Source organism: Marinobacter fonticola (assembly GCF_008122265.1).
Lineage (GTDB): Bacteria > Pseudomonadota > Gammaproteobacteria > Pseudomonadales > Oleiphilaceae > Marinobacter_A > Marinobacter_A fonticola.
In genome coordinates this window covers 2,538,599-2,551,559 of the sequence record NZ_CP043042.1, presented here as the reverse complement: position 1 = coordinate 2,551,559, position 12,961 = coordinate 2,538,599, and the positions used below count along the sequence as shown (strand labels likewise).

Annotated in this window: 12 protein-coding genes; 6 read left to right on the top strand and 6 right to left on the bottom strand. The window is 57.8% G+C overall.

Annotation, left to right across the window (positions count from 1 at the left end):
* Positions 1 to 4 precede the first annotated feature (4 nt).
* Both ccoO and ccoN read right to left on the bottom strand, forming a co-directional pair.
* On the bottom strand, positions 5 to 613 hold the full coding sequence (gene ccoO, locus FXO11_RS11325; RefSeq protein WP_148863072.1) for a cytochrome-c oxidase, cbb3-type subunit II: 609 nt from the start codon (positions 611 to 613) through the stop codon (positions 5 to 7).
* 17 nt (positions 614 to 630) lie between these two features.
* The gene (ccoN, locus tag FXO11_RS11320) at positions 631 to 2,061 is read right to left on the bottom strand and encodes a cytochrome-c oxidase, cbb3-type subunit I (RefSeq protein ID WP_148863071.1); all 1,431 of its coding nucleotides are present in this window, start codon (positions 2,059 to 2,061) and stop codon (positions 631 to 633) included.
* Positions 2,062 to 2,389: 328 nt separating this feature from the next.
* Here ccoN and FXO11_RS11315 point away from each other — a divergent pair, with 328 nt between their 5' ends.
* Positions 2,390 to 3,034 carry an alpha/beta family hydrolase gene (locus tag FXO11_RS11315; RefSeq protein ID WP_148863070.1) on the top strand — a complete coding sequence of 215 codons (645 nt, stop codon included), beginning with the start codon at positions 2,390 to 2,392 and terminating at the stop codon, positions 3,032 to 3,034.
* Between the two features lie 64 nt (positions 3,035 to 3,098).
* On the opposite strand, the gene FXO11_RS11310 is transcribed toward FXO11_RS11315, so the two are convergent.
* The gene (locus FXO11_RS11310; protein WP_227545864.1) at positions 3,099 to 4,916 is read right to left on the bottom strand and encodes a sensor domain-containing diguanylate cyclase; all 1,818 of its coding nucleotides are present in this window, start codon (positions 4,914 to 4,916) and stop codon (positions 3,099 to 3,101) included.
* Between the two features lie 117 nt (positions 4,917 to 5,033).
* Here FXO11_RS11310 and rlmM point away from each other — a divergent pair, with 117 nt between their 5' ends.
* Entirely contained in the window at positions 5,034 to 6,101 is a 1,068-nt protein-coding gene (rlmM, locus tag FXO11_RS11305; RefSeq protein ID WP_148863069.1) for a 23S rRNA (cytidine(2498)-2'-O)-methyltransferase RlmM, read from the top strand.
* An 84-nt stretch (positions 6,102 to 6,185) separates the two neighbouring features.
* On the opposite strand, the gene FXO11_RS11300 is transcribed toward rlmM, so the two are convergent.
* Positions 6,186 to 6,470: an antibiotic biosynthesis monooxygenase family protein gene (locus tag FXO11_RS11300; protein WP_148863068.1), complete on the bottom strand. Its 285-nt coding sequence runs from the start codon at positions 6,468 to 6,470 to the stop codon at positions 6,186 to 6,188.
* Positions 6,471 to 6,568: 98 nt separating this feature from the next.
* Between FXO11_RS11300 and tusA the strand changes: the two genes are divergently transcribed.
* A complete protein-coding gene (tusA, locus tag FXO11_RS11295; RefSeq protein ID WP_148863067.1) occupies positions 6,569 to 6,808 on the top strand; it encodes a sulfurtransferase TusA in 240 nt (79 codons plus the stop codon).
* A gap of 24 nt (positions 6,809 to 6,832) precedes the next feature.
* On the opposite strand, the gene FXO11_RS11290 is transcribed toward tusA, so the two are convergent.
* Together FXO11_RS11290 and dsbD are read right to left on the bottom strand one after the other, a co-directional pair.
* The gene (locus FXO11_RS11290; protein WP_148863066.1) at positions 6,833 to 7,693 is read right to left on the bottom strand and encodes a DMT family transporter; all 861 of its coding nucleotides are present in this window, start codon (positions 7,691 to 7,693) and stop codon (positions 6,833 to 6,835) included.
* A complete protein-coding gene (gene dsbD / locus FXO11_RS11285; protein WP_148863065.1) occupies positions 7,690 to 9,648 on the bottom strand; it encodes a protein-disulfide reductase DsbD in 1,959 nt (652 codons plus the stop codon). Before dsbD ends, FXO11_RS11290 begins: the two co-directional genes overlap by 4 nt.
* 216 nt (positions 9,649 to 9,864) lie before the next feature.
* Here dsbD and FXO11_RS11280 point away from each other — a divergent pair, with 216 nt between their 5' ends.
* The 3 genes from FXO11_RS11280 to pdxB all read left to right on the top strand — a co-directional run bounded on the left by FXO11_RS11280 (position 9,865) and on the right by pdxB (position 12,959).
* Complete coding sequence (locus FXO11_RS11280; RefSeq protein WP_168203162.1) at positions 9,865 to 10,395, top strand: elongation factor P hydroxylase; 531 nt, start codon at positions 9,865 to 9,867, stop codon at positions 10,393 to 10,395.
* Positions 10,396 to 10,523: 128 nt separating this feature from the next.
* A complete protein-coding gene (locus FXO11_RS11275; RefSeq protein ID WP_148863064.1) occupies positions 10,524 to 11,798 on the top strand; it encodes a DEAD/DEAH box helicase in 1,275 nt (424 codons plus the stop codon).
* Positions 11,799 to 11,810: 12 nt separating this feature from the next.
* Positions 11,811 to 12,959 (top strand): 4-phosphoerythronate dehydrogenase PdxB, encoded by a 1,149-nt coding sequence (gene pdxB / locus FXO11_RS11270; RefSeq protein WP_148863063.1) that lies wholly within the window; start codon positions 11,811 to 11,813, stop codon positions 12,957 to 12,959.
* Positions 12,960 to 12,961: the final 2 nt, after the last annotated feature.

Sequence of the window (12,961 nt, the reverse complement as noted above, 5' to 3'; positions counted from 1 at the left end):
GCTATCACCGTTTGGTTGAAAGCACCGTGCCGAGCTGCTGCAAGTAAGCCACTAGGGCTTCGATTTCATACTTGCCGCGGATGTCCTCGGGTGCTGCTGCGATCTGCTCATCGGTGTACGGCACGCCTAGTGCCTGATAGGCCTCGAGCTTGCCGGTGATGCCGTCAGCATCCACTTTGCGCTCGAACAGCCACGGGAAGGCCGGCATGGTGGATTCCGGCACAACATCGCGCGGGTTATACAGATGGACCCGCTGCCAAGCGTCCGAATAACGGCCGCCGACGCGCGCCAGGTCCGGACCGGTGCGCTTGGAGCCCCACAGGAACGGATGCTCGTAGACGAACTCGCCGGCGACGGAGTAGTGGCCGTAACGCTCGGTTTCGGCGCGGAACGGACGGATCATCTGGGTATGGCAGACGTGACAACCCTCGCGGATGTAGATATCACGGCCTTCCATCTCCAGCGGTGTGAGGGGCTCCAGGCCAGCGATCGGCTCGTTCACTTCCTTGAGGAAGAACAGGGGCACAACCTCGACCAGGAAGCCGCCGCTGATCACGACAAGGATCAGCACGGCCATGAGGCCAATATTCTTCTCAACTACTTCATGCTTCATTATGGTCTCTCTCCCGATCAGGCGGCCTGGGCGATGCTGTTATCCAGTGCAACAGCGTCTTTCTGGCGGATGGTCATGCGCACGTTGTAGGCCATGACGAACATACCGGACAGGAAGATCGCTCCACCGATCAAGCGCACAAGGTAGCCTGGTTTAGAGGCTTCCAGTGCTTCGACAAAGCTGTAGGTCAGCGTGCCGTCGGCGTTGACCGCGCGCCACATCAATCCCTGCATGATGCCGTTGACCCACATGGCGACGATGTAGAGCACGGTGCCGATGGTGGCGAGCCAGAAATGCAGATTGATCAGGCCGACGCTGTACATACTCTGCAGCCCCCAGAGACGCGGGATCAGATGGTATATAGCGCCGATACTGATCATCGCCACCCAGCCGAGTGCGCCGGAGTGCACGTGACCGATGGTCCAATCGGTGTTGTGAGACAAGGCATTGACGGTTTTGATGGCCATCATCGGGCCTTCGAACGTGGACATGCCGTAGAACGATAGCGAGACCACCAGAAAGCGCAAAATCGGATCGGTGCGGAGTTTATGCCAGGCACCTGACAGCGTCATCATACCGTTGATCATGCCGCCCCAGCTTGGCGCCAGGAGGATCAAGGACATGACCATACCTGCGGTCTGGGCCCAGTCCGGCAGCGCGCTGTAATGCAAGTGGTGCCCACCGGCCCAGACGTAGGTCGCGATCAGGGCCCAGAAGTGAACAATAGACAGGCGGTAGGAATAGACCGGACGGCCCGCTTGCTTGGGAACAAAATAGTACATCATGCCGAGGAAACCGGCGGTCAGGAAGAAACCTACCGCGTTGTGCCCCCACCACCACTGCATCATGGCATCGGTAACGCCGCTATAGATGGAGTAGGATTTGAAAGCGGAGACGGGAATCGCCAGATTGTTGCCGATGTGCAGGACGCCGACGGTGATGATGAAGGCGCCATAGAACCAGTTAGCCACGTAGATGTGCTTGGTCTTGCGCTTCACGATGGTGCCGAAGAACACCATGCCATAAGTCACCCACACCAGGGTAATCAGGATGTCGATGGGCCACTCGAGTTCCGCGTATTCCTTAGTGGACGTGAGTCCCATTGGCAGGGTGATGATTGCGGCTACGAGCACCGCTTGCCAGCCCCAGAAGGTGAAGCTCGCCAAACCGGCCGAGAATAGCCGCGCCTGACAGGTGCGCTGCACCACATAGTAGGAGGTTGCGAAGAGCGCACTACCACCGAAACCGAAGATAACGAGGTTGGTGTGCAGGGGACGCAGCCGGCCAAAGTGCGTCCAGGGCAAGTCGAAGTTCATAAAAGGAAAGCGGAGCTGTGCTGCGATCAGCACGCCCATGCTCATCCCAATGATACCCCAGACTACAGTCATGATGGCGAACTGACGCACCACCTTGTAGTTGTATGTCAGGTTTGGATTAACTGTGCTCATAGCCTTACCAGAGGATTACGAGTGGGAAAATTAGAGGCCGCAAGTATGGAGAAACGGATACCTATTTGCAACGATTCAAGTCAATGAAAAAAGCCTCTGTAATCGGCGGCATGACAGGGTTTAGCGGTATTTCGTTCAGCCGTTTACGGTGCGTTTCGAGTATGGCTTTCAAGGGTTTTTGTTCGCGCTTAGTGGCTGGTAGTCGCTTGGGAGAACGCCGTGATTGCGGATGGCCTGTAGCTTTCCAGGCGCGAAAAACATATCGGAGTTAGTTGGTGAATTGTATCAAAGTTGGCCTATTTGTGATGCGGATAATTGGTGACAATATATGACTGATATTGTGAGCAGTGGTATCGGCAATAATGTTGTGCTGCTAGCCCACGGTGCCGGGGCGCCTATGGATTCAGCGTTTATGGACCAGCTTGCAGAGGCACTGGCTGGCCAGGAAATTAAAGTCGTGCGCTTTGAATTCGAGTATATGCGGCGACGTCGGGAGGATGGCAAGAAACGGCCACCGACTAAGGCAGACACGCTCATCGCGGAATTCCGGCAAAAGATCGAGCAGTACGCCGGGGGCGCGGAAAATCTGTTCATCGGCGGGAAATCCCTCGGCGGCCGCATGGCCAGCTTGATCGCGGCCGACCAGGCGCCGGTATCGGGATGCGTCTGTTTTGGTTATCCCTTTCATCCGCCCGGAAAACTGGATCGGTGGAGAACGGAGCATTTTGAACGTTTCTCGGTGCCGGTGCTGATCCAGCAGGGCACCCGGGATCCTTTCGGCCGGCAGGACGAAGTCCACCGGCATTTCGGGGGTGAGCCGCCGGTCGCCATCAATTGGCTGGAAGACGGTGAGCATGACTTCAAACCGCGAAAGGTATCCGGGCTGACACAGGAAGGGTTAATTGAGCAGGCCGCTCGCAACGCAGCGAAATGGATGATCGCAATTGCCGGAGGCCAAGGCGTTAAACGGTAGAGCCGCACTCCGATGTCGCCCCACGTGTGTCGAGGGCGTCAGATGAGCTGCAGTAAGGTAGCGCTCATGCGCAAACGATCCTGTCTCGTCCCGCTTTTTTTGCGGCGTAAAGCGCTTTATCTGCGCGCTGTACAAAATCATCCGGCGTCTCTTTGCGGTGATAGATGGCAATGCCGGCGCTGAGAGTCAGTGTGATGGTCGAGCCGTCCGGCGCCTTAATGCTATCTTTACGCATTTCCCCAAGAATCCGTTCGGCTACGTTAATGGCGCCGGCTTTGTCCGTCTTCGGTAAAACCACGGCAAACTCCTCACCACCGTAACGCACGGCCACATCCTGCGGCCGCTGAGCGTGGCGGATCAGATTGAAGGCAATGCGTTTTAGACACTGGTCGCCAAAAGGGTGGCCGAATGTGTCGTTGATGGCTTTGAAGCGGTCTGCGTCCAGAAGGATCAGCGCGACGGGCAACTGGGTTCGGCGCCCTTCGCCGCAGATGCCCGGAAGGGTCTCGTCGAGATAACGTCGATTATGCAAGTCGGTCAACCCGTCGCGAATACTGAGCTGTTCCAGGCGACCGTTGGCGTTCTTGAGTTGGCGCATGGTTTCTTTAAGCTGGTTTGTGCGCTCTTCCACACGCGCTTCCAGTTCCTGCTTGGCAGCGGTTTCCATGCCCAACAATTTTTCGTTAAGCATGCGCCAGCGCTGGACCATGGCGAAATTGAGCAGGAGGATCTGGACGCCGACCGCGGCTTGCATTAGCGTCTCCCGAGCGAGAAAGTCCGCCAGATAACCGAAGGCTGCCAAGGCATAGATACAGGTGCCGAGAGCCATGGTTGACCAGGCCAGCACATACCATTTGGCTGGAGAGTAGCCCTGACGCCACCGTTGCACGCCAATCCAGAAAAGGATGGCGATGCAGGCCAGCCCATAGATCGTGGCGATCTTGATGATGGCGGCGTAGGGCAGCATGAAGCAGAGGGCGATGACCAATACACTGAGTCCGGCCAGTACCTTTAACAGGCCGGACAGCCGCGGCTGATTGGCGTCGATATCCAGGAACGAGCGGCCGAACAGGGTGAAGGCCAGGGTGCTGAGACCTTCCGATAGCGGAATGGCCATATTGGCCAGCCAGGGGCTGTTGGGCCACAGGTACTGAAAGGAAAAGCCGCCCATGGAGAACAGGAAGAGCCCGGTAGCCAGCATGTAAAAGGCGTTATAGAAGTAATACGAGGTACCGGTGCTGACGAATAGCAGCAGGTTGAAGATGGAAAAGATCAAAAGCCCGCCGTAAAACAGGCCGTGGGTAAGCGTCAGGTGATTTGTAGTGGCAATCAGATGCGACGGTTCTTCAAGGCTCAATGGCAGGTTAATAGCGCCATTGCTGCTGATGCGCATAAAAATTTCCGTCGATTCGCCGGATTCCAGAATGACGGGCACCAGGTAATAGCGGTAGTCTACCTGCCGGGAAGCGAACGGTTGCCGGTCGCCGGTTTCGATGCTTCGGTAGTCGCCGTCCTGACCGACCCACACGACGATGTTGTCCAGCGGTGCGTAATCTAGCGTCAGGAACCAATAGCCGGCATGGGCCGAGGTGTTAATCAGACGCAGGCGCAACCAATAATTGCCGTCCGTTTGCGCGAAAGACAGCTCGCGCCCATTGCCCGCGGTCCATTCGACGGTTTCGGGGATATGTACCGGTGAACGGATGGCCGGTGAGAGAGCGTCACTCGCCGAAGGGCGTTTCTCGGTAAAGAAGCAGAGGTGATGGTAGATCCGGGCGCGCGCTTGCGGATCGTCAATGGTGAGTTCAGGACAGGCGGGTAATGGCTGGGAAAAGGCGTCCGAACTGGAGAGAAAAACGCCCAGGATGACGAGGACCTTCACGGCCGTTGAGGCCCATTTGGCCCAAAATAACATGTTCGGATACAGCATGCGGCGGATTATAACCAAGCTGCCTGATCTCCGGCGTTAAACCATGAAAATTATTCGTACAGTTGAGATATGAGTCAGGTTTTCTTGTTTTGTCGAGCCGGATTCGAAACGGAGGCCGGTCGCGAAATCACCGATGCCGCCGCCGAGGTCGGCCATTACGGCTACTTCCTGCCTGAGACAGGCCAGGGTCGGGTCTTGTTTACGTTGGCAGACGGCGCCAGCCCGAGCGATTTGCTAGATAAACTGGCCCTGTCGGACCTGGTCTTCACCCGTGATTGGTTCCAGATTATCGCAGATCTGGTGCTGCCGCCGGGTGATCGGGTTGGAGCGGTGCTGGAGGCCCTCAGAGCGCTGGAAACGTTTCCGCCGGCGGCCCGGGTTGAAGTCCGTGTTCCCGACGACAGCACCGATCGCGACCTGACCAATTTTGCGAGAAAATGGGTCTCGCCGCTCTCCCGCGCACTTCGGGACACCGGCTTTTTGGTCGATGACGACGACAATCCCTGGCGACTGGACATTTTTCTACCTGCCTTTGACCGAATGATCCTTGGTCTGAGTCATCGGAGCAACCGCTCACCTTATCTGAGTGGCATCCCCCGCTTACGCTTGCCCGCCTCGGCTCCGAGCCGCTCGGCGCTGAAGCTGGAAGAGGCTTGGAAAGTCTTTATCCCGGAATCCCAGTGGCTGGATTACCTCGGCGGCGCCAAGAAAGCGGTGGATCTTGGTGCAGCGCCAGGCGGGTGGACTTGGCAACTGGTTCGTCAGGGCATGCTGGTGACCGCTGTGGACAACGGCCCAATGGATCCCGAGTTGATGGCCTCCGGGCATGTTGAGCATGTCCGCGCCGATGGTTACCTCTGGCGACCCCAGCGCAGCGTCGACTGGATGGTTTGCGATATCGTCGACAAGCCGCGTCGCACCGCAGACATGGTGACGGACTGGCTCTGTCGGCGCTTGTGCCGCTTCGCCGTTTTTAACCTGAAGCTACCCATGAAAAAGCGCTACGAAGAATGGCTGACTTGTCGGGAGCGCATGCTTGAAACGCTTGAAGCATCAGGGATACAAGTTCGGCTGCGCGCCCGCCATCTGTATCACGATCGCGAAGAGATCACCTGCTTTATCGAGCGGTTGAGCTGATCTGCGCTGAAGCGATCTCCAGAACCACTGGTTTTCATAAGCACTCATCTCTAGGAACGCCTCTCCGGAAACACTAAAGAGTAATCAGCACTGTTCCAGGATGGTGATTTTTTCATCCTGGTCCATCATTGGCTTGAGTTCGTTGAGCAGGGCGTTGCGATCCTCGGAGTGAAACCAGTGGTCCCAGTCTGCAACGGAGCGCCAGTTGCATAATGTCAGGCGATGGTTCATGTCCTTGGCATCGACCAACGTTTCACCGGAAACGAACCCAGGTGCGTTGATTGCCGTTTGGAGTAACGTTTTGGACGCCGCTTCGTAGGTGGATTCGAGGGTGGCTGCTATATGGCGTTCAATCAATACCCGGATCATGATGGCCTCCACAACTTATTGTTCTTATAATTTAATCTAGCACCATAATGGACATCTTGCCCGGGTTCTTCAGTGCCGGGCGTAACGGGAGGCGAGCTGTGGTTGATCCGACCTACGACCTTGAACTTGACGCGACAGGGCTGGTTTGTCCAGAGCCGGTGATGATGCTCCATAATCGCATGGCTGAGGTGCCGGTCGACGGCATCCTCAAGGTGGTCGCCACCGACCCGTCCACTACGCGGGATGTACCGCGCTTTTGCCAGTTCTTGAACCATACGCTGGTTCAAGAGGATCATGACGACACGCATTTCGTCTATTACATCCGGCGCGGCGAATAGTCTTCCTGCATAGCTTCTAGTCGGTCAGGCCGGTGCGCGCCGCTGGCGAAGATTGATCAGGCCGGCGCCGACGATCAGGATGCAGCCGAGCATTTGCGAATGAGTGACCGGCTCCATAAAGAAGACCCACCCCAGCAGCGCTGCAAAGATCACCGACGAATAAGTGAACTGACCGATTTGCCCGGCGGGCGCGATACGGTAGGCGGTCGTGATCAGCATCTGAGCCACTGTGGCACATATCGCCAGCAGCGCCAGCCACACCCAGGTTGAAGGCGAGGGCGTCACCCAGGTGGCCAGCGCGGCAGGCGCGGTGACCAGGGAGCCGAATAAGCCGAAGTAGAACACGATACGTCCGCTGGGCTCGGACACACCCATGCGTCGAATGGTGACCTTCGCTGTAGCGCCGAGCAGCGCGCCCGCCAACCCCGCGGCGACGAACAAATAGTCTTCGACGTCGGCCGAGGTGGGGTCGAGGATCACCAGCACGCCGGCAAAACCCGCGGCAATAGTCAGCCAGATGACCCGCGATGTGCTCTCGCGCAGCCACAGCAGGGCGATGATAGGAATAAAGAAAGGCGCCGTGAGCTTTAGTAATACCGCTTCGGTTAAAACCAGTTTTTCCAGACTGAAAAAGTAGCAGTACATTGCGCTAACGCCGATGACTGCGCGCATGAGATGGAAGCGTAAATGGCGGGTTTTCAAGCCGCCAAATCCGTCACGATAGAGCACCAGCGGACAGATGATGGCCAGTCCCATCAGATTGCGTAGGAATACGAGCACCGTGTTGGGGAGCTCCGGCGCGAGATGCTTAATGATGGCGCCCATTACGGCTAACAGCATCTCGCCCGCCAGGACGCAGGCGGCGCCACGCTGGAGTGGCGTCATAGGATGCTGGATCGGGACAGGGTTTGCTTGAGGTGCGCCAGAAATTCAGTCCGGTCCATTTCCCCCATGACCCGGGACCGGGCGATTTCCTCGCCATCGGCGTCGAAGAACAGAATCGCCGGCGGACCGAACAGGCCGAGTTCGTCCAGCAGGGCTTGTTGGTCCGGCGAGTTCTCCGTTACGTCGATTTGTAGCAGGGTCAGCGGCGCCATGGCCGAACGCACCCGGCTGTCGCTAAAGACATTGCGCTCCATGACCTTGCAACTGATACACCAGTCGGCGTAGAAATCCAGCATCACCGGTTGATTGGCGCGGGCCGCCGTTGCCAGTGCCTGCTTTAGCGTGGCCGGCGAGCTGATCCGGCGGAAAACGCTCTCCTCAATCGCTGCCTCCCCGCTATCCGCCGTCATTCGAGTTTGGGCGGTGAAGGGTGACAGCGGACGAAGCGGGTCTTGCGCACCTGCCAGCGCGCCGCCTAGCAAGAGGATCGCGTAGCTGAACAGCACCAGCCCGAAACCTTTCCACGTTCGCTGCCATCCGGCGCTTGCGCTTTCGAACGCGCCTAGTTGGACGCCGGTAACCGCGGCCAGTACGCCCCAGAGCAACAGGCTGATCCAACCCGGCACAAGACGCTCCAGTAGCCAAATAGCCACCGCCATCATCATTACGCCGTAAATAGCTTTAACGGTATTCATCCACGGCCCCGCGGTTGGCAGGAATCGACGGCCGCCGACGGCCACGAGGATCAATGGCATTCCCATGCCGATACCTAGCGCCAACAGCGCAACGCCGCCGAGAACGGCGTCCTGCGTGGTACTAATGTATAGCAAGCTGCCGGCTAGGGGGGCAGATACGCACGGCGAGACAATCAATGCCGATAGGGCGCCGATGCCGAACACGCTGGCAACGCGGCCGCCGGTCAGTTGCGAACTGGCCTGGTTGAGACGATGAGTGATGCCCTGGGGAAGGCGAATATCGAAAAGGCCAAACATTGACAATGCAAACAGCGCGAACAAGGTAGCGAAAACCAGCAGCACCGCCGGCGCCTGGAGTTGGGCCTGCAGGTTGAAACTCGCTCCAAGCAAGCCGGTCAGGACGCCCGCGGCCGCATAGGTAAGCGCCATCCCCATAACGTAACTGAAGGCGAGCATGACCGCCTGACGAGTACTCGATGTCGTGCGGTTGGAGACCAGCGCCGAGATAATGGGAATCATGGGTAATACGCAGGGCGTGAAAGTCAGTCCCAGGCCCAACAGAAGAAAGAGCCCCACAATAACCAGCGTTGATTGGTTGGCAAGGACGGATGCAATGCCTGAGGCGCTTGCCGTGTCCAGCGCCGGATTGACCGCAGCGGCCGGCGACGGACCCGGGCCGGACGGGGTGCCGGGCGCGGCGCCGGCAGAGGCAACGTATAAGACGTCTTGAGTCTGTGGCGGGTAGCACAGGCCGGCTTCCGCGCACCCCTGATAGCGCACTTGCAAATTCGCTTCGGTCATTCCTTCCGGCAATTCGACCGGCACTGTGGCCTGTACCGGTTCGGTGAATACCGTGACTTCGCCGAAGTAAGGGTCGTCTTTTAAGTGTCCGGGCAACGAAAACGAAGGCTCGCCGACGGTGACGCCGGGTTCGGTCGCGGTCACGGCGATTCGGTCACGGTACAGATAATGTTCCGGCGCAATGTTCCAGACAATCTGGACGCCCTGATCGGTAAGGCTGGAGGAGAAAGGCAGCGCTTCGTCGACGGGTAAAAACTCGCCCATGCCCTGATTGCCGGTTACCGACTTGAGATCGAAGGCTGCGGCTCCCGCCGTAAACAGAATCAGGGTCAGGCAGGATAATAAAAGTAATGCCAGCCTAAGCTGGCGGGCTGCATAACGGACTGCGCAACAACGAAGGGTGGCCGCAACAGCTAATCCGATTGGATAACCTGAGAATTGCGTAGAATACTGGATCATGCGGTCATGCTTATCGATTCAATAAGGAGAATAGAGCAGTAAAAAGAAATCCGGGGCGGCTATTTGCCCAGGCTCCCGCTGGCGAGCGAAAACATTAGATCCGATAGTATCAGAAAGTTCCGAACGAAGTTGCACGCCCGGCGTCGCCCTATAGGACTTGCCCAGCGGCGAGGGGCACTGGCAATAGTTGAACGAAAGACGCACAATGGCGCACGCATGAAACACCACCCTGACGACCTCATCATGTTGTTCAACGATCTCTTTCGCGATCAGTGGCGAACCATTCTGGTCCGTGGAGGCGAGGAGCCGGAATATATTCCAGCTCGTGACGAGAACGATGTGCACCGAGTCATCTTCGCTCATGGGTATTTTGCCAGCGCCTTACATGAGGTTAGCCATTGGTGTATTGCCGGTGAAAAACGCCGCCAACTTTACGACTACGGTTATTGGTATTGTGCCGATGGCCGCACAGAAACGGAGCAGGCGGCGTTCGAACAGGTTGAGGTGAAGCCGCAGGCTTTGGAGTGGTTGTTTTCAGCGGCTGCCGGCGTACCGTTCACTATCAGTATCGACAATCTGTCCGGTGGCGGGGCCAGCGATGAAGCCAGCTTTCGCGCTAGCGTGGCCTGCCAGGCCCGAGACTACTTGGCTCGCGGCTTGCCTCAGCGGGCGCGGCTTTTTCTTGATACGCTGCTGATATTCTATAACCGGCGGGCTGTTTTTGACCTGCAGCTTTTCAAAGCCTGAATGCCGGCCAGCCGGGGCCGATTGAAGGCGCCGGGCAACATACGATGACCAGAGCACCAATCGGTCAATCGCCCCAACAGAGACCGTTGGCGTTGAGACTGGTGCGTCCGATAGTTGGGGAGGACCCGTTGAATACGACTGAAGTACCTGTAGATGAGGGCAAGACCCGCTTTACCGCTTTTGATCTGGACGGCAAGCTCCAGAAAGCCATCGGCGAGATCGGCTTCGAGTTTTGTACGCCGATACAAGCGGAAACCTTACCTCTGACGTTGGCCGGTCACGACCTGATCGGCCAGGCTCAGACTGGCACTGGCAAGACCGCTGCCTTCCTGATTACCGCCATTCAGCGCATGCTCCGATCGCCTATCCCGGACGACGAGCGCTACGCGTCCGAACCCCGTGTGCTGGCGTTGGCGCCGACCCGGGAACTCGCGTTGCAGATCGCAAAGGATGCCGAAGAGCTTTGTGCCCACACGGGCCACAACGTCGTCACTGTTCTTGGCGGCATGAACTATGACCGCCAGCGGGATCAGTTGCGCAACGACGTGGTCGATGTCCTGGTCGCGACGCCAGGCCGTTTGATTGATTTTCTCGGCTCCCAGGATGTCTTCCTCGATCAGCTTGACCTGCTGATTATCGACGAAGCGGATCGCATGCTGGATATGGGCTTCATTCCGGATGTGAAACGTATTCTCCGTAAGTGTACGCAGAAGGAAGAGCGTCAGACCCTGCTTTTCAGTGCCACCTTTAACCAGGATGTATTGAACCTGGCTTCAATGTGGACCCAAAGTGCCGAATTCGTCGAGATCGAGCCCGAGCAAAAAACCGCAGAGCGGGTCGAGCAGACAGTCTACATGGTGGGCGAAGACGAAAAGCTAAGGGTTCTGGTCAACTATATTCAGCGACCGGAAGTCAGCAAGGCCATCATCTTTGCCAACCGTCGCGACCAGTGCCGCGACCTGGAGGAAGACCTGCGTCGACAGGGCGTTAGTACGGCGTTGTTATCCGGGGAAATCGCACAGAACAAACGGCTGCGCACTTTGGACAAGTTCAAGGGCGGGTCGATCAAGGCGTTGGTAGCGACCGACGTGGCCGGCCGGGGTATCCACGTTAGCGGTGTGACGCACGTGTTCAATTATAACCTGCCGGAAAACGCCGAAGATTATGTCCACCGCATTGGCCGTACCGGTCGAGCGGGCGAGCATGGTGTATCGATCAGTTTCGCCAGTGAGGACGATGCCTTCTCCTTGCCGGCTATCGAGTCCTACATCGGCCAGAAGCTGACGTGTACCTTGCCGGATGAGGCATTGATGGTGCCGCTCGAAAAACCCGTTGTCGAGCGTAAGCGCGGTGCGCGCCGTAGGCCGCCCTCCGGCGGCGGGCGTCGTCAACGCAGGGCGTAAGGTAAACGAACCATGCTGATTGTCGCAGACGAGAATATCCCTTTACTCGATCAGTTCTTCGAAGAAATTGGCACCATCCGCCGGGTCGCTGGCCGGACGATGACACCGGCGGACGTCCGAGATGCGGACATCCTGCTGGTACGCTCGGTGACCCGCGTGGATCAGGCGCTGTTGAACGGCAGCAGGGTCAAATTCGTGGGTACGGCGACGATCGGCACGGATCATGTCGATGTTCAATGGCTCGAATCCCAGGGCATTGCATTCGCCTGTTCGCCAGGATGCAACGCCTCCAGCGTGGTTGAGTACGTTCTCAGCGTTCTCTCCGTCCATGCCGAGCAACGCGGCCTGGACGATTGGACCGAACTTTCGGTAGGTATCGTTGGCGCCGGGAACGTTGGCAAGCGTCTTGCCACCCGCCTGGATAAACTGGGTTTCGATATCAAGGTGAACGACCCGCCTCGTGAGGCGGCTGAGGATGCCGACGATTTCTGCAGTCTTGACGAGGCCTTGGCCTGCGATGTGATCACGCTACATACGCCTCTGACCAAACAGGGCGATCACCCCACCCGCCATCTGATCAATACCGAGCGGCTGCAGAATCTCCATGAGGCGCAGCTGCTGATCAACACCAGCCGCGGCGGCGTTATCGACTGCGATACCCTCAACGCACGGCTCGTCCAGCCGGATGCGCCGCGCGTGGTGCTTGATGTCTGGGAAGGGGAGCCCGAGGTTGACGAAGAACTGGCCAACCGGGTTTGGCTGATGACGCCGCATATTGCCGGTTATAGTCTGGAAGGCAAAATCGGCGGCACGGAAATGGTCTACCAGGCCTTATGTCGCTTTCTCGGTCTACCGGTACGTAAGAAGAGCGGCCAGTTCATGGCTGATCCAGCACTGAGCAAGCTTTCGTTTACCTCTTCTGCGAACGCGCGTGATGCAGCGCACGTGGCTATCAGGGCCTGTTATGACGTGCGTAAGGACGATGCTCGTTATCGAAGGGTTTTTAAGTTGTCCGATGGGGAGCGTGCTGCTGCCTTCGACGCGATGCGTCGAGATTATCCGGTGCGACGAGAGTTCTCTAGCACGAAGGTGCAGCTCAAGGGTGGGGCAAAAGAACTCCAGCAGGTTTTCAAGGCGCTGGAGTTCAAGCTGAAACTCTAGTT